General features: G+C 65.1%; 25 protein-coding genes and 2 tRNA genes. 20 read left to right on the forward strand and 7 right to left on the reverse strand.

Annotated features, from left to right (window positions below):
* Nucleotides 1–40: 40 nt before the first annotated feature.
* Nucleotides 41–1,231 (forward strand): glycoside hydrolase family 18 protein, encoded by a 1,191-nt coding sequence (locus VG543_RS14250; RefSeq protein ID WP_423179005.1) that lies wholly within the window; start codon nt 41–43, stop codon nt 1,229–1,231.
* Between the two features lie 36 nt (nt 1,232–1,267).
* Here VG543_RS14250 and VG543_RS14255 read toward each other — a convergent pair whose 3' ends face one another.
* From VG543_RS14255 to VG543_RS14265, 3 genes are read right to left on the reverse strand one after another with little or no spacing between them, the layout of a single operon-like run.
* Nucleotides 1,268–2,827 carry a PepSY-associated TM helix domain-containing protein gene (locus VG543_RS14255; protein ID WP_423179004.1) on the reverse strand — a complete coding sequence of 520 codons (1,560 nt, stop codon included), beginning with the start codon at nt 2,825–2,827 and terminating at the stop codon, nt 1,268–1,270.
* A 10-nt stretch (nt 2,828–2,837) separates the two neighbouring features.
* Nucleotides 2,838–3,101, reverse strand: coding sequence for a hypothetical protein (locus VG543_RS14260; RefSeq protein ID WP_111097927.1), 264 nt, complete (start codon nt 3,099–3,101; stop codon nt 2,838–2,840).
* On the reverse strand, nt 3,101–3,397 hold the full coding sequence (locus VG543_RS14265) for a hypothetical protein (RefSeq protein WP_021202190.1): 297 nt from the start codon (nt 3,395–3,397) through the stop codon (nt 3,101–3,103). Before VG543_RS14265 ends, VG543_RS14260 begins: the two co-directional genes overlap by 1 nt.
* 429 nt (nt 3,398–3,826) lie before the next feature.
* On the opposite strand from VG543_RS14265, the gene thrS reads away from it, so the two are divergent.
* The 13 genes from thrS (at nt 3,827) to VG543_RS14330 (ending at nt 14,478) form a co-directional block, all read left to right on the forward strand.
* Nucleotides 3,827–5,728, forward strand: coding sequence for a threonine--tRNA ligase (thrS, locus tag VG543_RS14270; RefSeq protein WP_058979607.1), 1,902 nt, complete (start codon nt 3,827–3,829; stop codon nt 5,726–5,728).
* 48 nt (nt 5,729–5,776) lie between these two features.
* Nucleotides 5,777–6,319 (forward strand): translation initiation factor IF-3, encoded by a 543-nt coding sequence (infC, locus tag VG543_RS14275; protein WP_019660568.1) that lies wholly within the window; start codon nt 5,777–5,779, stop codon nt 6,317–6,319.
* A gap of 266 nt (nt 6,320–6,585) precedes the next feature.
* Complete coding sequence (gene rpmI / locus VG543_RS14280) at nt 6,586–6,783, forward strand: 50S ribosomal protein L35 (protein WP_005410436.1); 198 nt, start codon at nt 6,586–6,588, stop codon at nt 6,781–6,783.
* Between the two features lie 11 nt (nt 6,784–6,794).
* A complete protein-coding gene (rplT, locus tag VG543_RS14285) occupies nt 6,795–7,154 on the forward strand; it encodes a 50S ribosomal protein L20 (protein WP_005410435.1) in 360 nt (119 codons plus the stop codon).
* A gap of 193 nt (nt 7,155–7,347) precedes the next feature.
* A complete protein-coding gene (pheS, locus tag VG543_RS14290) occupies nt 7,348–8,343 on the forward strand; it encodes a phenylalanine--tRNA ligase subunit alpha (protein WP_164145054.1) in 996 nt (331 codons plus the stop codon).
* Nucleotides 8,344–8,464: 121 nt separating this feature from the next.
* Nucleotides 8,465–10,861: a phenylalanine--tRNA ligase subunit beta gene (pheT, locus tag VG543_RS14295; protein ID WP_329847487.1), complete on the forward strand. Its 2,397-nt coding sequence runs from the start codon at nt 8,465–8,467 to the stop codon at nt 10,859–10,861.
* 27 nt (nt 10,862–10,888) lie between these two features.
* Nucleotides 10,889–11,188, forward strand: coding sequence for an integration host factor subunit alpha (locus tag VG543_RS14300; RefSeq protein ID WP_005410432.1), 300 nt, complete (start codon nt 10,889–10,891; stop codon nt 11,186–11,188).
* The gene (locus VG543_RS14305) at nt 11,169–11,525 is read left to right on the forward strand and encodes a MerR family transcriptional regulator (RefSeq protein ID WP_005410431.1); all 357 of its coding nucleotides are present in this window, start codon (nt 11,169–11,171) and stop codon (nt 11,523–11,525) included. Before VG543_RS14300 ends, VG543_RS14305 begins: the two co-directional genes overlap by 20 nt.
* Nucleotides 11,526–11,593: 68 nt before the next feature.
* A tRNA-Pro gene (locus tag VG543_RS14310) sits at nt 11,594–11,670 on the forward strand.
* Nucleotides 11,671–12,277: 607 nt separating this feature from the next.
* Nucleotides 12,278–13,522, forward strand: a complete 1,245-nt coding sequence (locus VG543_RS14315) for a M35 family metallo-endopeptidase (protein WP_423179003.1) — start codon at nt 12,278–12,280, stop codon at nt 13,520–13,522.
* 229 nt (nt 13,523–13,751) lie between these two features.
* Nucleotides 13,752–13,821: transfer RNA gene (locus VG543_RS14320), tRNA-OTHER, on the forward strand.
* A gap of 118 nt (nt 13,822–13,939) precedes the next feature.
* The gene (locus VG543_RS14325) at nt 13,940–14,140 is read left to right on the forward strand and encodes a hypothetical protein (protein WP_014037933.1); all 201 of its coding nucleotides are present in this window, start codon (nt 13,940–13,942) and stop codon (nt 14,138–14,140) included.
* Nucleotides 14,137–14,478: a low molecular weight protein tyrosine phosphatase family protein gene (locus VG543_RS14330; protein ID WP_423179002.1), complete on the forward strand. Its 342-nt coding sequence runs from the start codon at nt 14,137–14,139 to the stop codon at nt 14,476–14,478. Before VG543_RS14325 ends, VG543_RS14330 begins: the two co-directional genes overlap by 4 nt.
* Here VG543_RS14330 and VG543_RS14335 read toward each other — a convergent pair.
* Both VG543_RS14335 and VG543_RS14340 read right to left on the reverse strand, forming a co-directional pair.
* The gene (locus VG543_RS14335; protein ID WP_423179001.1) at nt 14,457–14,906 is read right to left on the reverse strand and encodes a GNAT family N-acetyltransferase; all 450 of its coding nucleotides are present in this window, start codon (nt 14,904–14,906) and stop codon (nt 14,457–14,459) included. The genes VG543_RS14330 and VG543_RS14335 overlap by 22 nt on opposite strands.
* A gap of 47 nt (nt 14,907–14,953) precedes the next feature.
* Complete coding sequence (locus VG543_RS14340) at nt 14,954–15,463, reverse strand: DUF3011 domain-containing protein (protein ID WP_423179000.1); 510 nt, start codon at nt 15,461–15,463, stop codon at nt 14,954–14,956.
* Between the two features lie 243 nt (nt 15,464–15,706).
* On the opposite strand from VG543_RS14340, the gene VG543_RS14345 reads away from it, so the two are divergent.
* Nucleotides 15,707–16,102: a hypothetical protein gene (locus tag VG543_RS14345; protein ID WP_019660558.1), complete on the forward strand. Its 396-nt coding sequence runs from the start codon at nt 15,707–15,709 to the stop codon at nt 16,100–16,102.
* Between the two features lie 24 nt (nt 16,103–16,126).
* Here VG543_RS14345 and VG543_RS14350 read toward each other — a convergent pair whose 3' ends face one another.
* On the reverse strand, nt 16,127–16,819 hold the full coding sequence (locus tag VG543_RS14350) for an aspartate/glutamate racemase family protein (RefSeq protein WP_026347077.1): 693 nt from the start codon (nt 16,817–16,819) through the stop codon (nt 16,127–16,129).
* 86 nt (nt 16,820–16,905) lie between these two features.
* Between VG543_RS14350 and VG543_RS14355 the strand changes: the two genes are divergently transcribed.
* The 5 genes from VG543_RS14355 to VG543_RS14375 all read left to right on the forward strand — a co-directional run bounded on the left by VG543_RS14355 (nt 16,906) and on the right by VG543_RS14375 (nt 19,221).
* Nucleotides 16,906–17,217 (forward strand): ArsR/SmtB family transcription factor, encoded by a 312-nt coding sequence (locus VG543_RS14355; protein WP_021202181.1) that lies wholly within the window; start codon nt 16,906–16,908, stop codon nt 17,215–17,217.
* Nucleotides 17,217–17,567: an SRPBCC family protein gene (locus VG543_RS14360; RefSeq protein ID WP_021202180.1), complete on the forward strand. Its 351-nt coding sequence runs from the start codon at nt 17,217–17,219 to the stop codon at nt 17,565–17,567. Before VG543_RS14355 ends, VG543_RS14360 begins: the two co-directional genes overlap by 1 nt.
* Nucleotides 17,568–17,604: 37 nt before the next feature.
* Nucleotides 17,605–18,213, forward strand: coding sequence for an ATP-dependent Clp protease proteolytic subunit (locus VG543_RS14365; protein ID WP_111102443.1), 609 nt, complete (start codon nt 17,605–17,607; stop codon nt 18,211–18,213).
* Nucleotides 18,214–18,311: 98 nt separating this feature from the next.
* Nucleotides 18,312–18,953 (forward strand): LysE family translocator, encoded by a 642-nt coding sequence (locus VG543_RS14370; RefSeq protein WP_423178999.1) that lies wholly within the window; start codon nt 18,312–18,314, stop codon nt 18,951–18,953.
* Nucleotides 18,954–19,047: 94 nt separating this feature from the next.
* Nucleotides 19,048–19,221, forward strand: a complete 174-nt coding sequence (locus VG543_RS14375; protein ID WP_021202178.1) for a DUF1328 domain-containing protein — start codon at nt 19,048–19,050, stop codon at nt 19,219–19,221.
* A 22-nt stretch (nt 19,222–19,243) separates the two neighbouring features.
* Here VG543_RS14375 and VG543_RS14380 read toward each other — a convergent pair whose 3' ends face one another.
* Entirely contained in the window at nt 19,244–19,576 is a 333-nt protein-coding gene (locus VG543_RS14380; protein ID WP_019660551.1) for an SMR family transporter, read from the reverse strand.
* Nucleotides 19,577–19,654: the final 78 nt, after the last annotated feature.

A 19,654-nucleotide genomic window follows, 5' to 3' on the forward strand; every position in this document is an offset into this window, starting at 1 on the left:
GTTTGCTAACGTGGCGGCGCCTTCGAACCGGGAGATCTCCATGTTCCGCCAGACCGTGGCCGTCCTTGCCGTGCTGATTGCCGGCGCCCTGCCCATTGCCGCGCGCGCCGCGCCTGCGCAGCCGCCGATCTTCGGTGCCTACTATCCCGGTGGATCGGCCGAGCGCTACCCGGTGTCGAGCATTCCGGCCGAGCGCCTCACCCACCTGTTCTACGCGTTCTCGACCATCGAGGACGGGCGGTGCACGATCGGTGCGGAAGCGCCGAAGAATTTCGCCGCACTGGCCGAACTCAAGAAGGCGCATCCGCACCTGCGCACGCTGATTTCGATCGGTGGCTGGGGTGCGGGTGGGTTCTCCGATGCAGCGCTGACCGAGGCCAGCCGCAAGCGCTTGGTCGATTCGTGCATGGCGCTGTTCTTCGATCGCCATGCCGGCAGCTTCGACGGCGTGGACATCGATTGGGAGTTCCCGGTCAGTGGCGGACCGAAGGAGCTGGCGCATCGCCCGCAGGATCGCGTCAATCTGACCCGGCTTGCCCAGGCCTTCCGCGCGGCACTCGATGCGCGCGGCCGCAGGACGGGGCAGTCGATGCTGCTGACTGCCGCGCTGGCCGCCGGTCGCCTGCAGACCGATGGCCCCTACGATCCAGCAGCGAGCTATGACCTGCCGGCGCTGGCCAAGGTGTTCGATTTCATCAACCTCATGAGCTACGACATGGGCACCGGCTTCTCCTCGGTGTCGACCTTCAATGCGCCTCTGCATGAAGTGCCGGCCGATCCGCTGGCGCCGGAGCTGCGGCGCTGGAACAACGTGGCCGGCGCGGTGCAGTTCTACCGCGATCACGGCGTGCCGGCCGGGAAGCTGGTGCTGGGCGTACCGTTCTACGGGCGCGGCTTCAAGGTCACCGGCGACGCCCCGGATGGGCTGTACCAGGCCTACAGTGCGCCGGCTGATGCCGGCGACTGGCGGGTGATCAAGGCGCGCTATCTCGACCAGCCGGGTTGGACGAAACACTGGCAGCCGCAGGCGCAGAGCCCGTGGCTGTACAACGCCGCGCAGAAGGTCTTCATCAGCTATGAAGACCCGCGCTCGATCGGGCTGCGTGCGCAGTTCGCCCGTGAGCAGGGCCTGGCCGGGGTGTTCATGTGGGAACTGACCGGCGATGACGAACAGGCCAGCCTGCTCAACGCCATGCTCGCCCCGTGGCAGAAGGCGCGCATCGGCGATTGAGTCGCCTGCTGGCGCCGGGCCATGCTCGGCGACGCTTCAGTTCGCCCAGACGCTGTTCGGATCGCCGTTGCGGGCGCGGCGTTGGCTGGCCACGGCCAGACGCGCGAAGCCGAAGGCCATCGCCAGCGCGATGGCATCGACCCAGAACAGCGGCCAGTGGCCACGCGCAGCCGCACGCCACAGCCAGTCACCATTGAGTGCGCCGTGCAGTACCGGCACCAGCGCGGTACTGACCGCCGCCGCCCACAACAGTTCGCGTGCCGCCTGCGCCGGGCGGCGCAGCGCGGCCCATAGCGCGCAGGCCGCCCAGCTGCCGAAGCAGGCCCAGCGGATGCCGTGGTCGACCGCCGACGGTGCCAGCCGTTCCAGCACCAGTGCGGTGCCGAACGCGATCGAGATCGCCACGCACAGGCCGATGCACACGCCGACCGTGGCCCGCGCCATGTTCACACCGGCACGTGGCTGTTGCGGCTGGCGACGCTTGCGCCGCGACTCGATCCACAGCAGGTTGCCGGAGTAGAACAGGAACGCACCGCCGAGTCCGAGCAGGAAGTACAGCCAGACCACCACGCCATTGCCGAATTCGCCGAAGTGCAACGCGTAGGCGGCGCTGAGCGTGGCGTGGTTGGCGTCGCGCTGGCCCGGCAGCTGCGACGCGAGCAGATTGCCGGTGGCGACGTCCAATGCCACGGCACCAAGCGGGCCGAGCGTGCCACTGGCCTCGCCGGTGATCTCGATCGTCGCGTTGGCATCGCCGCCATTGGCCAGCTTCAGATAGGCCGGTTCGAAGTTGGCCACGCCCTGTGCGCGGGCCACTTCAAGTGCGCGCGCATGCAGCACGCGCAGGCTGCCCGGCGGCGCTGGAATGCCACTGGCATTGCGCACCGGCGCGGTGTCCATCGCAGTCGGTACTGCCTGCAGCGCGTTGCCGTCGTAGATCAGCGGATTGAGCAGGGCCATCTGCACGAACACCAGGCAGAGCAGGGCGCCGGTGACCGCGAACATCAGGTGGAAGGGCAGGCTGAGCACACCGACCACGTTGTGCGCGTCCTGCCACAGCTGCTTCAGGTTGCGCCCCGGACGCAGCGCGAACAGGTCGCCGAGCAGCTTCGGCAGATGGATCACCAGGCCGCTGAGCAGTGCCATCCCGTACAGCAGGCTGACAATGCCCATCACGTAGATCCCGGCCACGGGCAGGCCGAGGCTGTAATGGAGCTCGTTGACCAGTTCGGCCAGTCCGGTCTGCGGTGGTGTGGGGCTGCCGGCGATCTGGCCGGGCCAGGCATAGCGCCAGCTGCCGTCATCGGCCTGCCAGTAGGCCAGAGGCTGCGGGTGTTCGGTGCCGGGGAAGGTCATGCCGACGTGGCGGCGCGCTTCCGGATGCGCCGCCAGCACGTCCTCCAGCAGGTACTGGGCGTCATCCAGGCTGGCCGGGAGTGCCGTGGCGGCGCCCGGTGTCTGCCACCGCGGCAGGTCATGGTGGAACAGGGTCAGCGAGCCTGCGTAGAAAGCCACGAACAGGCCGAAGCCGGCCACCAGGCCGACCCAGGTGTGCAGGGTGGTGAACGTGCGCAGGGTCTGCGAACTGAACTTCATGGCGTGGATCTCATTGCACCGCGCCGGTCAGGCGCAGCAGCCCGAGCACGACGAAGCCGGTGGCGGCGCTGCCGCCCAGCACCAGCCAGGCGCGCAGCGCGCTGCGGAAGCTGAACGCCCACAGGGCGGCCAGCATCCACAGCGGGATGAAGGCGATCAGGGTAGGTACCAGCGCTCGCTGCCAAGGGCCCGGCGGAAGCCAGGCCAGCAGGCCGGTAACGGCGGCTGCAAGCAGGAAGCCGACGATGATGCCGGCGAAGGCGCGCGCCCACATCAGGGCAACTCCGTGCCCGGTCGGTGCCAGGCGGCCAGCGCCGGCAGCAGCATCGCCGCGAGCATCCAGGTGCACAACATCGCCACCAGGCCGGCGGCAAAGCCGAGCTCGGCCATCCACAGCCACAGCGCGGCGGCAGCGGCGACCAGGCCGATCTGGCGGCCCAGGCGGCCGGCGCGGCGCAGGCGCGGCCAGCGGCAGTGGGGCGAGGCCGCATAGAAGGCCAGTGCCGAGAACATCGCCGCCAGCATGCCCAAGCTGCAGAAACCCAGCGTGGAGAGGCCGACGGTGATCATCGCGGGCAGCCTGCGCGGCGGCGGGTCGGCGAACGCGGGGCACGGGCGGGGCCGGCGGCAGCCGGTCGAAGCGGGTGGCGCATCACGAGGTCCTGGGGGGAAGCGGGCAGGCTGGCACGGGGCGGGCTGCGCGCACATGGTAATCATTGCGTTTTCACGCCGCCAGCGCGGCTCATTCAGCGGGCCGTATGGTGGCCCTTGGGCTTTCCGGTGCGCTGGTTTAAGATCATCGCAGAACCCCTGACTGGAACAAGGTGGCCCGCGCCCAGCGCCGGCCGAGCGTGCGACATGAGCACTACCACCGCCCACTGTTGACCTGCCCCCGAAGGCCCTGCGTTCCAGGCGCCCTCGCGGCGCTTTTTTATTGCCCGGGCAACGGCCCGGGAACGCTTTCCAGCCCGCCCGGCGGGCCCGCACGAAGCCACTGCGATGATCAACATTACCCTTCCCGACGGCAGCCGCCGCGAATTCGAAAACCCTGTGAGCGTCATGGAGGTTGCCCAGTCGATCGGCGCCGGCCTGGCCAAGGCCACCATCGCCGGTGCCGTGGATGGCGTGCTGGTCGATGCCAGCGACGTCATCGACCACGACGCCAGCCTGCGCATCATCACCGCCAAGGACGAGGAGGGCGTGGAGATCATCCGCCACTCCTGCGCCCACCTGGTCGGCCACGCCGTCAAGCAGCTGTACCCGGATGTGAAGATGGTGATCGGTCCGGTGATCGCCGAAGGCTTCTACTACGACATCTATTCCGAGCGCCCGTTCACCCCGGACGACATGGCCGCGATCGAGAAGCGCATGGGTGAACTGATCGCCCAGGACTACGACGTCATCAAGAAGATGACGCCGCGCGCCGAAGTGGTCGAGATCTTCAAGGCCCGTGGCGAGGACTACAAGCTGCGCCTGATCGAGGACATGGCCGACGACATCCAGGCGATGGGCATGTACTACCACCAGGAATACGTGGACATGTGCCGCGGCCCGCACGTGCCGAACACGCGCTTCCTGAAGGCCTTCAAGCTGACCCGCATCTCCGGCGCCTACTGGCGCGGTGACGCGCAGAACGAGCAGCTGCAGCGCATCTACGGCACCGCCTGGGCCGACAAGAAGCAGCTGGAGGCGTACATCAAGCGCATCGAAGAAGCCGAAATGCGCGACCACCGCCGCATCGGCAAGCAGCAGGATCTGTTCCACCTGCAGGAAGAAGCCCCGGGCCTGGTGTTCTGGCACCCGAAGGGCTGGGCGCTGTGGCAGGTGGTGGAGCAGTACATGCGCAAGGTCTACCGCAACAGCGGCTATGGCGAAGTGCGTTGCCCGCAGATTCTGGACGTGAGCCTGTGGAAGAAGTCCGGCCACTGGGACAACTACCAGGACAACATGTTCTTCACCGAATCGGAGAAACGCACTTACGCGGTCAAGCCGATGAACTGCCCGGGCCACATCCAGGTGTTCAACCAGGGCCTGCACAGCTACCGCGACCTGCCGATCCGCTACGGCGAGTTCGGGTCGTGCCACCGCAACGAGCCGTCCGGCGCGCTGCACGGCATCCTGCGCGTGCGTGGCTTCACCCAGGACGACGGCCACGTGTTCTGCACGGAAAACCAGATCGAGTCGGAAGTGACCGCCTTCCACCAGCAGGCGCTGGCGGTCTACCAGCACTTCGGCTTCGACGAGATCCAGATCAAGATCGCGCTGCGCCCGGAATCGCGCCTGGGTGACGACGCCACCTGGGACAAGGCCGAAGGCGCGCTGCGCTCGGCACTGACCGCCTGTGGCGTGGAATGGCAGGAGCTGCCGGGCGAGGGCGCCTTCTACGGCCCGAAGATCGAGTACCACCTGAAGGATGCCATCGGCCGTACCTGGCAGCTGGGCACGATGCAGGTCGACTTCATGATGCCCGGCCGCCTGGGCGCCGAGTACGTGGACGAGAACAGCCAGAAGAAGCACCCGGTGATGCTGCACCGGGCCATCGTCGGCTCGATGGAGCGTTTCCTGGGCATCCTGATCGAGCACCATGCCGGCCAGTTCCCGGCCTGGCTGGCGCCGACCCAGGTGGTGGTGGCCAACATCACCGACGCCCAGGCCGACTATGTCTCGGGCGTGACCAAAACCCTTGCGGAGCAAGGCTTCCGCGTCAGCTCGGATTTGCGTAACGAGAAGATCGGCTATAAAATCCGCGAGCATACGTTGCAGCGCGTGCCCTACCTGCTGGTCATCGGTGACCGCGAGAAGGAAAATGGGGCTGTGGCGGTGCGTACGCGTTCTGGCGAAGACCTGGGCAGCATGAGCCTGCAGGCCTTCATCGAGCGGCTCCACGCCGAGGGCGCGTAAGCAAAGGTCCGGTCCGGGGGCACAGGCACCCGGGCCGGTTCGATACCCTTGGGAGAACGTAATATCAGCACCCCTGACAACAAACAGAACCGCAAGAATCAGGAAATCCGTGTGCCGCGCGTCCGCGTGATCGGCAGTGACGGAGAGATGATCGGCGTGTTGTCGCGCGACGAAGCGCTGTCCATGGCCGAAGATGAAGGCCTGGACCTGGTCGAAATCCAGCCGCAGGCCGATCCGCCTGTCTGCAAGATCATGGACTTCGGCAAGTTCAAGTTCGAAGCGCAGAAGAAGGCCAGCGAGGCCAAGAAGAAGACCAAGCAGGTCGAGATCAAGGAAGTGAAGTTCCGTCCGGTCACGGACGAGGGCGACTACCAGATCAAGCTGCGCAAGATGCGCGGGTTCCTCGAAGATGGTGACAAGATCAAGGTCAACATCCGCTTCCGTGGCCGTGAAATGAGCCACCAGGAGCTGGGCCGCGAAATGGCCAACCGGATCGAGGCCGATCTGGGCGAGGACATCGTCATTGAATCCCGTCCGCGCCTGGAAGGGCGTCAGATGGTCATGATGATCGCGCCGAAGAAGAAGACCTGAGGCCTGACGGGCTGCCTTTCGGGGCGCCTGGCTGAATGGTTCAGGGTAAGGGGGCGCCGCTGGCGTCCCTTTGCTTTTGTGGCGGGCCGGCGGGTTGCGGATGAAAGGCGGGCAGGGGCTGGTGGCAGGGCCGTTTTGCCTGTATCATGCCCGGCTCGACCCACCCAGGACGGGTCGTACGCCGATCATGGCAGGACGGAAAGAGCGGCCCAGGCCGCCGCCAGATCAGTCAGAAACCAGGGTCAAATCCCATCAAGGACATTGCAATGCCCAAGATCAAGACCAACCGGGCAGCGGCCAAGCGTTTCCGCAAGACCGCCTCGGGCAAGTACAAGTGCGGCCACGCCAACCGTAGCCACATCCTCACGAAGAAAGCGACCAAGCGTAAGCGTAATCTGCGTCAGACGGGCCATGTCCGTGCAGAAGACGCAGGCCGTCTGGACCGCATGCTCCCTTACCTCTGAGGAACTGAAAAATGGCACGAGTTAAGCGTGGCGTACAGGCGCGTCGCCGCCACAAGAAGATTCTGGATCTCGCCAAGGGCTACTACAACGCCCGTCGCAAGGTCTTCCGCGTTGCCAAGCAGGCGGTCATCAAGGCACAGCAGTACGCCTACATCGGCCGTAAGCAGAAGAAGCGCAACTTCCGTTCGCTGTGGATCACCCGCATCAATGCGGCTGCCCGCATCAACGGCCTGAGCTACAGCCGCTTCATGAACGGCCTGCTGAAGGCCGGCATCACCCTGGATCGCAAGGTCCTGGCTGACATCGCCGTGCACGACGCAGCCGGTTTTGCCGCGCTGGCCGAAAAGGCCAAGGGCGCGCTGGCGGCATAAGTCCTTCCCGATGCCGTAACCGTTCACTCGGAACGGTGTCAGGTCAAGGCAATGCATGGGGAAGGGCGCAAGTCCTTCCCCATTCTTTTTTGGGTCCCGGTGCGGCCACAGCGGCAGCGCGGGGACGGCGGTGGCGACAGGGGTCGGCCCTTCGCGCATCGCGATGGCAGATCGACTGGAGTTCCGGCCCCCCATGAGCGACATCCAATCCCTCACCACCCAGGCGCTGGCCGATGTGGCCGCCGCACAGAGCCCTGACGTGCTGGAACAGCTGCGCGTGGCCCTGCTTGGCAAGAGCGGCAGCATCACCTCGCAGCTCAAGCAGCTCGGTGCCCTGCCGGCCGAGGAGCGCAAGGCCGCCGGTGAAGCGATCAACCAGGCCCGCGACACACTGACCCGTGCGCTGGCCGAGCGCAAGGCGCTGCTGGAAGACGCCGCACTGGACGCGCGGCTGGCTGCCGAAGCCATCGACATCACCCTGCCGGGCCGCAATGGCGACCGCGCTGGCCTGCATCCGATCACCCGTACCCTGGAACGCATCACCGGAATTTTCGGCCGGCTGGGCTACGAGCTGTCGGAAGGGCCGGAGATCGAGGATGACTGGCACAATTTCGAGGCGCTGAATTTCCCGCCGCACCACCCGGCGCGCGCCATGCACGACACCTTCTACTTCGGCGACGGCCGCCTGCTGCGCACGCATACCTCCGGTGTGCAGGTGCGCTACATGGGCGACCACGCGCCGCCGCTGCGCATGATCGCTGCCGGCAAGGTGTACCGCAGCGACAGCGACCAGACCCATTCGCCGATGTTCCATCAGGTCGAAGGCCTGCTGGTGGACGAGCACTCGACCTTCGCCGACCTGAAGGGCACGCTGGCAGAATTCGTGCGCGCGTTCTTCGAGCGCGATTTCGAGATGCGCTTCCGTCCCAGCTACTTCCCGTTCGTCGAACCGGGTGCGGAAGTGGACATCGCCTGGCAGCAGCCCGATGGCAGCACCCGCTGGCTGGAAGTGCTCGGCTGCGGCATGGTGCATCCGAACGTGCTGCGCAATGTTGGCATCGATCCGGAGCGTTACACCGGCTTTGCCTTCGGCATGGGCGTGGAGCGTTTCGCGATGCTGCGCTACGGCGTCAACGACTTGCGCGCGTTCTTCGAGAACGATGTGCGGTTCCTGAAGCAGTTCGCGTAAGCCGCAACCGTGTAGAGCCGGGCCATGCTCGGCTGCCTTTCTGGATGGACGCCTCCTTGCGCATGCGCTGGGCGACCACAAAAACCGCAACGGGAGGCACGCCTCCCACCAGGGTGACACCATGAAATTCTCCGAAAACTGGCTGCGCAGCCACGTCCCGACCTCCGCCTCGCGCGATGAGCTGAGCGCGGTGCTGACCGCCATCGGCCTGGAAGTGGAAGAAGTATCCGCGCTGGGCGAAGGCCTCGATCACGTGGTCGTGGCACGCATCGTCGAGGCCGCGCGCCACCCGGAAGCCGATCGCCTGCAGGTGTGCAAGGTCGATGCCGGGCAGGGCGAGCTGCTGCAGATCGTCTGCGGTGCGCCGAACGCCCGCGCGGGCCTGGTCGCGCCACTGGCGATGGTCGGTGCGCAGATCGGCGAGCTGAAGATCAAGCCGGCCAAGCTGCGTGGCGTCGAGTCCAACGGCATGCTGTGCTCGGCCAAGGAGCTGGGCCTGGACAACGATGCCTCCGGCCTGCTGGAACTGCCCGATGACGCCCCGGTCGGCCAGGCCCTGGTCGAGTACCTGGGCCTGCCGGACGCCAGTATCGAAATCAAGCTGACCCCGAACCGCGCCGACTGCTTCAGCCTGCGCGGCATCGCCTACGACGTCGCCGCCGCTACCCGCAGTGAAGTGCTGGATTTCGCCGCCGACGCCATTCCGGCTGCCGGCAGCCGTGAGCTGGCCATCCAGCTCGACGCTGGCGCCGAAGCGCCGCGTTATCTGGGCCGTGTGATCGAGGGCGTCAACGCTGCCGCCAAGACCCCACTGTGGATGGCCGAGCGCCTGCGCCGCAGTGGCGTGCGTCCGGTCTCGCTGCTGGTCGACATCACCCAGTACGTGATGCTGGAACTGGGCCAGCCGATGCATGCCTACGACCTGGCCACCCTGCAGGGCAGCATTGCCGTGCGCCGTTCGCGCGCGGGCGAGACGCTGAAGCTGCTGGACGGCCGCGATGCCGCGCTGGACGACAGCTTCCTGGTGGTCACCGACGCCGATCGTGCGGTCGGCCTGGCCGGCCTGATGGGCGGCTTCGACACCCGTGTCACCGACGCGACCACCGCCGTGTTCCTGGAGGCCGCGCACTTCGCGCCGGCCGCGATCATGGGCCGTGGCCGCAAGCTGGGCCTGCACACCGATGCCGGCCACCGCTTCGAGCGCGGTGTCGATCCGGCACTGCCGCGTACCGCGATCGAGTACGCCACCCGCCTGGTGCTGGACCTGGCCGGCGGTACCCCGGCGCCGGTCACCGAAGCTGTGCGCGAGGCCGATCTGCCGCAGCCGGCCACGATCGTGCTGCGCCGCACGCGCATCACCCGCGTGCTTGGCATCACCATTGACGATGCCGAAGTCGAGCGCATCCTGCGTGCGCTGGGCATGGACGTGGCCGCCACCGCCGACGGCTGGCAGGTCACCGCGCCGAGCCGCCGCTTCGATATCGCCATCGAAGAGGACCTGATCGAAGAACTGGCCCGCATCCACGGTTACGAGCAGATCCCGACCACGCTGCCGGGCGGTGCCTCGCGCGTGGCGATGCCGAGCGAGACCCAGCTGGACGCGCTGAGCGTGCGCCGCCAGCTGATCGCTCGCGACCTGCAGGAAACCGTCAATTTCGCCTTCGTCGACGACGCACTGCTGGCCCAGTGGCAGCTGCGCGACGCCCTGGTGCCGCTGGCCAACCCGCTGTCGGCCGAACTGGCGGTGATGCGCCCGTCGCTGCTGCCGGGCCTGGTTGCCACCCTAGGCCGCAATGCCGCTCGCCAGCTCGGCCGCGTGCGCCTGTTCGAGCTGGGTCGGGTGTTCGCCCAGCAGGCCGGAGATGCGTCGCTTGGCGAAAGCCAGCCGGCACCGCTGGAAACCCCGCGCGTGGCCGCTGCGGTCTGCGGTGATGCGCAGGCGGTGCAGTGGGGCCTGCCGACCCGCAAGGTCGATTTCCATGACCTGAAGGGTGACCTCGAATCGCTGGCGGCCGCCAGTGGCGCGCAGCTGGAGTTCCGTGCGTCCACCCGCGCCTACGGCCACCCGGCGCGTTCGGCCGAGGTGTTGCGCGATGGCGTGGCGATCGGCTGGATCGGCCAGGTTCACCCGCGCCTGGCCAGGGCGATGGGCATCGAAGCCGACGTCTACGCCTTCGAACTGGACCTGGAACCGCTGACCGCCCGCCGCCTGCCGCGTGCCGGCGAACTGTCGCGCTTCCCGGCGGTGCGCCGCGACCTGGCATTCCTGGTGCCTGAACAGGTGGCCTGGGCCGATCTGGCGGCGACCGTCCGCCAGGCCGCCGGCCCGTTGCTGCGCGACCTGAACCTGTTCGACCGCTATGTCGGCCAGGGCGTCGAGCCGGGATTCAAGAGTCTCGCTATGGGCTTGATTTTGCAGGACAAGTCGCGCACTCTGACGGACCGCGACGTGGAAGCGGTGGTGGCCGAGGCGGTCACTGCCATCGAGCGTGAACACCACGCCCGGATCCGCGGCTGAGCGGGCAGCACTCGGGGGTAGCAGGCAATGGCATTGACCAAGGCGGAGATGGCGGAAAAGCTGTTCGACGAAGTCGGTCTGAACAAGCGGGAAGCCAAGGAATTCGTCGACGCGTTTTTCGATGTGCTGCGTGAAGCATTGGAACAGGGACGTCAGGTGAAGCTGTCGGGCTTCGGTAATTTCGATCTGCGGCGCAAGAACCAGCGCCCGGGTCGCAACCCCAAGACCGGCGAGGAAATTCCGATTTCCGCCCGTACGGTGGTCACCTTCCGTCCGGGCCAGAAGCTCAAGGAGAGGGTGGAAGCTTATGCTGGATCCGGGCAGTAACCGCGAACTACCGCCGATTCCGGCCAAGCGCTACTTCACCATCGGTGAAGTCAGCGAGCTGTGCGACGTCAAGCCGCACGTCCTGCGCTACTGGGAAACCGAGTTTCCCAGCCTTGAGCCGGCCAAGCGCCGAGGCAACCGCCGCTACTACCAGCGCCACGACGTGCTGATGGTCCGGCAGATCCGCAGCCTGCTGTACGAACAGGGCTACACCATCGGTGGTGCACGCCTGCGTCTGGACGGCCCCGATGCCCGCGAGGAATCGGCGCTGAGCAACCAGATCATCAAGCAGGTGCGCATGGAGCTGGAAGAAGTGCTGCAGTTGTTGCGCCGCTGATCCCATTTCCATCGTAATCCGCTATACTTCACGGCCCGCCGCACTGGCGGGCACATCGCAGCATCAGTCGGGGCGTAGCGCAGCCTGGTAGCGCATCTGCCTGGGGGGCAGAGGGTCGTCGGTTCGAATCCGGCCGTCCCGACCAAAAGCAGCGATAGAACAAGGGCTTGCGCCATACGGTGCAGGCCCTTTTTCGTTGTGCACCCTATCGCCATCCTATCGAATGGCGAGGATGCCCGTGTTGATCTCGGTCCACGGCCTTTCGTGGCCTTCCAGATACACCTCGGTCATCGCCGGCGAGCTGTGTGTGAGAAGGTGCTGCACTTGTTCTTCCGACCAACCTCGACGGTTGTGTGGAAGAGCTCCGCCAAGCCTGCGGATCTCCTGGAGTGACACCTGATGCATGCCGATCCAAGCTGATTGGCTCGCGGACGTCCTGGAACTCGCGGCTCTCCGCTGATGCGCTCGATTGCCAGGCGAAAGGCGTAGTTCTTCGACGCTTCACTGAAGTCCAACGGTCTCGCCGGCGATGGCCTTTGCGATGATGGCCGAGCTCGGCACAGTGGCGTAGGCGCGGTAGCAAAAGATCCTGGAGGTCAGTGCCTGCAAAAAACGTGATTCTTATGGCGGTTCGAAAATTTAATCTGCGGTTCGGGGAAGTCCTACAGATCGATGGCTGAGGTTCGGGTTGGAAAATGCTGATCTGTATGTTAATAACGCATCCTGAATCATGGAAGAAGGCAGGTGGCGGAATGAAATCACCCATTAAAGTGGCAATGCTGTTCATCGCGCTTTGTAGCAGCAATGTTGCGATGGCCGACGCTCGGCTACAAGTCGAAATAGTTCCGCTGAAGGGCGACCTGGGAGAAACTTCAATCGCGTTGAAGCTCTCGAATGTCGGTGACCAGGTTGCGGTAGTCGCTGAGTCTTCTCTGCCGACGCTCAATGCTCGCAAAATGTTGCTGGATGATCCCTTCATAGTGAAACAGCAGGATGGGCGCGAAGTCCAGTTCTTCGGGATAATGAGGGATACGCTCTCCGAAACTCCGAGTTCTTTGTCCATACCTCCTGGCGGCAGTTTCAGCCTAGATATAAATCTTGCAAGTGGCTATAGTCTGTCGCCAGGGCTGAGTTACACCATTGGCTTGCGAGCCCCGATTTCCTATCGCACCGCCGACGGCAGGAATGCGGAAGCTGGGCCCATAAAGCGGCAATCAGGCAAGTGGCAAAGTGCGTATCCCGCACCCCGCACGGTTGTTGTACCCGTTACTGGAAGAACAATGAAGCAAGCCCGGGCGGGGGAGTTTCTTGAACCTGTGGCATGTGTCGATCCGGCCGGCACCCCGCCTTCGGCCAAAAAAAGTGCAATTTTTCAGAGTGTATTGGCTGGGGTAACGATTGGTGCAGGAAATGCGCTGAGCCAGCTCCAGCAGATGACTGAGGTCGATACAACATCTGAAACTGAGTTGTGGCTGAGGTTCAGCCCCTCAGTTCACTATACGCGCTACTTCGGGGAGCATGGCCCGGACGTCAACGTCGTTGCCGGTGAAGATGTCAACGAAGATGATGCGCTGGTTGATAGCACTTTGATGGCGATCATCTGGAGAATTTCGGGAGACGGAGTGACCCCGAAGCCGCCGGTGTCCCTCTCCTGCCGGTGCAATGCTGACGAAGTGCCGGCAGACACCATTGCTTATGTGCAGTCAGGTGCTCCATACGTAATTCACGCATGCCCTGTATTTTGGTCCCTATCTATGCTGCCCGCCAATCACATTGGTGAACCCTCAAAGGTTGGCACGATGGTCCACGAGTTCACTCATTTTACTGACGACAAGGGCATGGCGCTGCGGCATCCGCCGGTCCCCGGCAAGAATGTCTCATCTCTTTCGTACGCACTAGAGTTGGCGGCCAGCTCACATCCAGGCGCTGTTCGATTCCCGAACGCGTACAAGTTTTTCGTTTTGGGTCAAGCACACGGTTTTTCTCCGCCGGAATAGTCCGAGGCAGGAGGGTGCGGTCATTGGAGCCCGCCAAGCCGCCGCCGGTGACCAAGCTCCGTCCGAGCGACGCCCGTAGGGCGTAGATGAGGGCAGGGCCGCAGCAGATGCGGAGCCATGTTTAGTCCCGGTGGCTGCAACCCTATCAGCGCGGAAGTAATTGATTGAATTGGGCCTCAATCGGCACTTATGGGAGGCCCGGTGCAGGCCTGAAACCCTTATAGATCAACGGGATGGGGCAACCAGTGATGATGCCTGGGGGCAGAGGGTCGTCGGTTCGAATCCGGCCGTCCCGACCACTGTGATGAATCAAGAAGCCCGCGCAGCGATGCGTGAGTTTTTTTTGTGCGTGCGGTGTATGCTGCGCGCCACTCGTACTACCGCGGCTGCTGAACCCGGTACTCACGAGAACACATCATGGAATCTGCAAGAAACCGTGCCTGGCGTCGCAGCCAGGCCCGCAACCGTGGTGGCGACCGCGCCACGACTGCCTACAGCTACAAGCCCGAGAAGAACTGGAAGCTGCTGTATACGCGCGATGCCAAGCTCGCGCGCGCACGCCAGCTGGGCTTCACCTATCCGGTCCTCAGCGCCCGCCAACTGCAGGAACAGGAATGATCAACCTGCTGTTCGTCTGCAGCCGCAACCAGCTGCGCAGCCCGACCGCCGAAGCCATGTGGCGACGGCGGCCCGGCTTCAACGCGCTGTCGGCCGGTACCAGCCCGCACGCACGACGCCCCATCGGCCCGGCGGATATCCGCTGGGCCGATGTCATCTTCGCGATGGAGGCCAAGCACCAGCATCGCCTGCAGGCCACGTACGCGCGACTGCTGGAACACAAGCGCCTGCATTGCCTGGACATCCCCGACGACTATCACTGCATGGATCCGCTGTTGATGGACCTGCTGGACGCCAAGGTGGCCGTGTATCTCGATCAGCTGCCGGCAAAGCAGTAGATCAGTTCCGGATCGCCTTCGTCCAATCCATGCACGATGCCACTTTCGATGAAACCCGAGGCGGCGAGCAGGCGTTGCATGCTGGTGTTGGATGCATTCGTCGAAGTAAACAGCTTGCCTTGCCCCTGCAGCGCGATGGCATGGCGCAGCAGGGCGGCGCCGGCGTCCTGTCTGCGTTGTTCGCGCGCCACCATGAGCATCTCGACGAAGGCTTCGCCGAAGAAGTGACGATGGATGACCAGGTAACCGGCCAGCTGGCCGGACCGTTCGGCCACGTGCATGCCACCGCTGGCCTGCCAGTCGCTGATCTGCCGTGCGCGCCGCGGATCGTAGGCCGCAACGCTGTCGGGCGCGATCAACGCGGGAACGTCGGCGGGCATTGCCTCGCGGATATGCAGCGTCGTCGAGGAAGGATCGGGCGGCACCATCGAAGCTCCTGGGCTGGTTGCGCCCAGTCTATCGATCACGTCGGCAGTCAATACACCCGGAACTCGGCACGGCAGCCGTCGCTGACCCACACGCCGCAACGGTCCCAGCCCCAGTTGCGGTCCTCGATGCAGGTCGTCACCGATTTCTGCTTGACCAGCCGCACCTCGTGGCGGACGCGGATGCGGCACTCCTTGTCCTTGTTCTCGTAGGACTCGCAGACCAGGCGTTCACCCTCGTTGTCGCGATCACGGCCACGGCCACGTCCCGGCCAGCGCCCGTATCCGTCGGCGACGAACTCGGCGCGGCAGCCGTCGGTCACCCATAACGTGCGGCGGCTCTGGCCCCAGTTCTGGTTCTCCACGCAGCGGGTGACCGACAGTTGCCTGGCCAGGCGCATCGGGCCCTCAATGGGGCATTGCTCGGTCTTGTTGAACTGGGATTCGCAGCGCAGCGCTGGAATGTGATCAGTGTCGTGGTCCTGGGCGGCCACGGCGGTGGCGGCCAGCAGCAGGGCAAGGACGGCACCGGTGATCGGCAGCAGCGGGCGAAGGGTCATGGGGAGCCTCGAGCGGGGGATTCGGGCGGCAAGAATGACCCAGCACGGGGCCGTCGGAACGCATCGTTCCGGAAGTGGCTCAGTAAGGATTTAGTAGTGCGCACGGGCCCAAGCAGAGGCTTACATCCCGTATCATCGCTGCACATCCGATCGCATCGGTTTACACCTTCTTACATGTCTTCCACGCCTGTCGGCGCAGCCTGTGGCTGCCGTCACTGGTGTGCGGGCGGCCTGTGCGGGAGGATGCGCGGACCACGACGACCACAGGGGGTTGCGTTGATCAGCAGTACCGTCATTCATCGCTCGGCCGACGCAGGCGGCGCCGAGGTGCGGGTCCTGGACACCACGTTCAAGGGCAAGCACGTGTTCACTGCCTGGGGCCTGCGCGGGCCGGAACTGACCCGCAGCGCGGACCCGGTTGCGACCGTGGCCGCACGCAAGGCGCTGCACGCGGTTGCCGGCCACAGCGAAGGGCCGCGCAGCCCGGAAGTGTTCATCGCCAACCAGTCGGCGGTGGCGATCACGGTCTATCGCCTGCTTACCGAAGCGCGCTCCGGCGATGCCATCTTCTTCCTGTGCGATTCCCAGGCGGTGGTCGAATGGCTGATCACCGCGCTGGAAGTGCAGGGCGCGGACTGATTCCGCGTTCCGGCGCGCTTTGATTCACGCCAGCGCCGCGTCCACGGCGGCCCGCGCATGCAGTGCAGTGGTATCGAACAGCGGCACTGTGCTGTCCTCCGGCCGTACCAGCAGCATGATCTCGGTACAGCCGAGGATGATGGCCTCGGCGCCGCGCGCGACCAGTCTCTCGATCACGCCGGCGTAGACCTGTCGTGAGTGTTCGCTGACCACGCCGGCGATCAGTTCCTGGTAGATGATGTCGTGCACGCTGCGACGATCATCGGCTTCGGGAACCAGGACCTCCAATCCGAAGCGATCCTGCAGCCGGCCGCGGTAGAAGTCCTGCTCCATGGTGAAGGCGGTGCCGAGCAGGCCCACCTTTCGCGCCCCTGCCTGCACGATGGCCTGGGCGGTGGGGTCGGCGATATGCAGCAGTGGCAGTGGGCAGGCCGCCTCGATGCGGTCGGCCAGTTGGTGCATGGTGTTGGTGCAGACCAGCAGCAGTTCGGCACCACCGGCCTGCAGGCGCCGTGCGGCCTCAACCATGTGGTCGCCCAGTGCATCCCAGTCGCCGTCGTGCTGCAGCTGCTTGATCGGGGCGAAGTCCACCGACCACAGCAGCAGCTGCGCCGAATGTGCGCCACCGAGGCGCTGCCGCACGTCCTCGTTGATGAGCCGGTAATACTGGGCCGAGCTTTCCCAGCTCATGCCGCCGATCAGGCCAAGGGTCTTCATGCACAGCTCCATGCCGGGGAGCCGTCATTGCAGCACAGCCGATGCGGGAGTTGCACTACACATTAGTGATTGCTAATGTATTGGTCATGATCGAGAACGCCCTCTTCAAAGCGCTGGCCGACCCCACCCGCCGCCACATCTTCGAAAAGCTGGCCGAGGGCGGGCAGCATGCCAGCGCGCTGCGCGAGGGCATGGCGATCAGCCAGTCTGCGATGTCCCAGCACCTGGCGGTGCTGCGCGATGCCGGGCTGGTGAGCGAACAGCGCCAAGGCCGCTTCGTCTACTACGAGGTCGATCCGCGCGGACTGGCCCACATCGGCAACTGGCTGCAGCGATACCGGGCCTACTGGCCCGCGCGTATGGATGCCTTGCAGGATCTGCTGAAGGAGATGGATTGATGGACGACGTTCTGAACGAAGCGGCTCCTGCGTTGGTGATGGAGCAGTGGCTGCCAGCGCCACCGGAACGGGTCTGGCGCGCACTGTTGGACCCGGCGCTGCGTGAGCGCTGGTTGCCCGCAGCCGATCTTGCCGACCCGCAGCCCTGCCTCTGCGAGGAGGGACGGGAGCTGGGCTTCCGCTTGCGCGATGCGCAGCCCCCACATCTGCACAGTCTGGTGTGTTTCCGGCTGCGCGCGGATGAGGGTGGAGGGACGGTGCTGACCATCGTGCATCGGCTCACTGACCGGCGTTCTCTGATCCGGCCGGCTTCCAACGATGAGCATCGCACGGTGATGCGCGCGGCTTGAACCAGCGCTTGGATCGAACGCTATAGGGAGCAGGCACATGCGGGACAGGATGCAGCTGGTACCGATGGTGGTGGAACGCAGCGAGCGCGGCGAGCGTTCCTATGACATCTACTCGCGGCTGCTGCGCGAGCGCATCATCTTTCTCAACGGCGAAGTCGATGACACCGTATCGGCGCTGGTCTGCGCGCAACTGCTGTTCCTGGAATCGGAAAACCCGGAGAAGCCGATCCATCTGTACATCAACTCGCCAGGCGGAGTCATTTCCAGCGGCTTGGCGATGTACGACACGATGCAATACATCTCTGCTCCGGTGCATACGCTGTGCATGGGCACCGCGCGGTCGATGGGGTCGTTCCTGCTGATGGCCGGCGAGCCGGGTCACCGCGCGGCGTTGGCCAATGCCAGCCTGCACGTGCACCAGCCGCTGGGCGGGGTGCAGGGCCAGGCTTCGGACATCTTCATCCACGCCGAGGAAATGCAGCGCACCAAGCAGCGCATCACCCGGCTGTATGCGCAGCATTGCGGACGCAGTGTCGAGGAGGTCGAGCAGACCCTGGACCGCGATCGTTTCATGAGTGCCGAGCAGGCATGCGAATGGGGCCTGATCGACCAGGTACTGGTACGGCGCGACGCGCACGCGGCCTGAGCCTGCCTCTGTAACCACCACATCCACGCTGTGCTGTATGTGCCGCGCGTTGCAGACGCACTCTATGCTGGTACGGTCTTCTGAAGCGGATGTGCGCCATGGCCCTGCATACCTGGTGGTGGTTCCTCGCCACGGTGTTCGTTCTGTGTGGCACGCCGGGGCCGAACATGCTGCATATCCTCGGCCGCAGCGTCGGACTCGGCTTCCGCGGCAGTGTACCGGCGATGGCCGGCTGCCTGCTGGCGATGCTGCTGGTGCTGGCCGCGTCCGCTGCTGGCCTGAGCGCATTGCTTCATTCCTCGCCGATGCTGTTCGAAGTGCTGCGCTATCTGGGCGTGGCCTACCTGGCCTGGCTGGGCCTGAAGGCATGGCGCGACAGCTGCCGTCCCGCGCCTACGGTGACGGTGGATGCCGCACTGCCGATGATGCCGACGCTTGGTGCCTGGGCCGTGTTCCGTGGTGGCCTTCTGGTGGGCCTGAGCAATCCCAAGCTGCTGCTGTTCGCGGCGGCGTTCCTGCCGCAGTTCGTTGACCCGTCACGTGGCCAGGCGTTTCAGTACAGCGTGCTGGTGGCCACCTTCGCCGCTTGCGAACTGTTCTGGTACGTGATGTATGCAGCCGGTGGCCATGGCCTGCGCCGCTGGCTGGCCGAACCCTTTGCGCGACGCTGGTTCGAGCGGTTGGTCGGTAGCGTGTTCCTGGCGTTTGCCGTCGCGCTGCTGCGCTTTCGTCCGCGCTGATTCACGCCGCGCACGCGGCCTGTTCACGACTGCCGCATCGGTGACGGCCTAGCCTGATCATCCAGTACGCAGTCCCCGCAGGGAAAGGTTTGACATGATCAAGTGGGCCATCATCTTCGCCATCATCGGTGTGATCGCAGGCGTGCTCGGCTTCGGTGGCATCGCCGGTGCCTCGGTCGGCATCGCCAAGTTCCTGTTCTGGGCCGGCATCATCATCGCCGTGGTGCTGTTCCTGCTCGGCATGACCGTGGCCAAGAAGGTCAGCTAGCGTTGATCGCGCAGCAGTGTGCTCAGTGCGCGCTGCTGCGCGAAAACAGGTTGATCACGAGTACACCGGCGCAGATCAGGCCGATGCCGATCAGCGCGGGTGCATCCAGGCGCTGCTTGAACACCACCAGCCCGATCAGCGAGATCAGCACGATGCCGACGCCGGACCAGATCGCGTAGGCGATGCCGGTCGGGATCGACTTCATGGTCATCGACAACAGGTAGAAGCACAGTCCATAGCCGACCAGTGCGCCCAGTGTCGGCGCCAGCCGGCTCATGCCGTCGGACGCCTTCAGCAGTGATGTGGCAATCACTTCCAGCACGATGGCAGCGGCAAGGTAGAGATAGGAATTCATTGACCGCTCCAGCTCATTGCGCTCAGTTTCAGCGCCTGTTCGGCCATGGTCAATGCGCTGGCACGTTCCTGCGCGTCC

Origin of the sequence: Stenotrophomonas sp. CASM101 (genome assembly GCF_049384845.1) — a bacterium.
Taxonomy (GTDB): domain Bacteria; phylum Pseudomonadota; class Gammaproteobacteria; order Xanthomonadales; family Xanthomonadaceae; genus Stenotrophomonas; species Stenotrophomonas hibiscicola.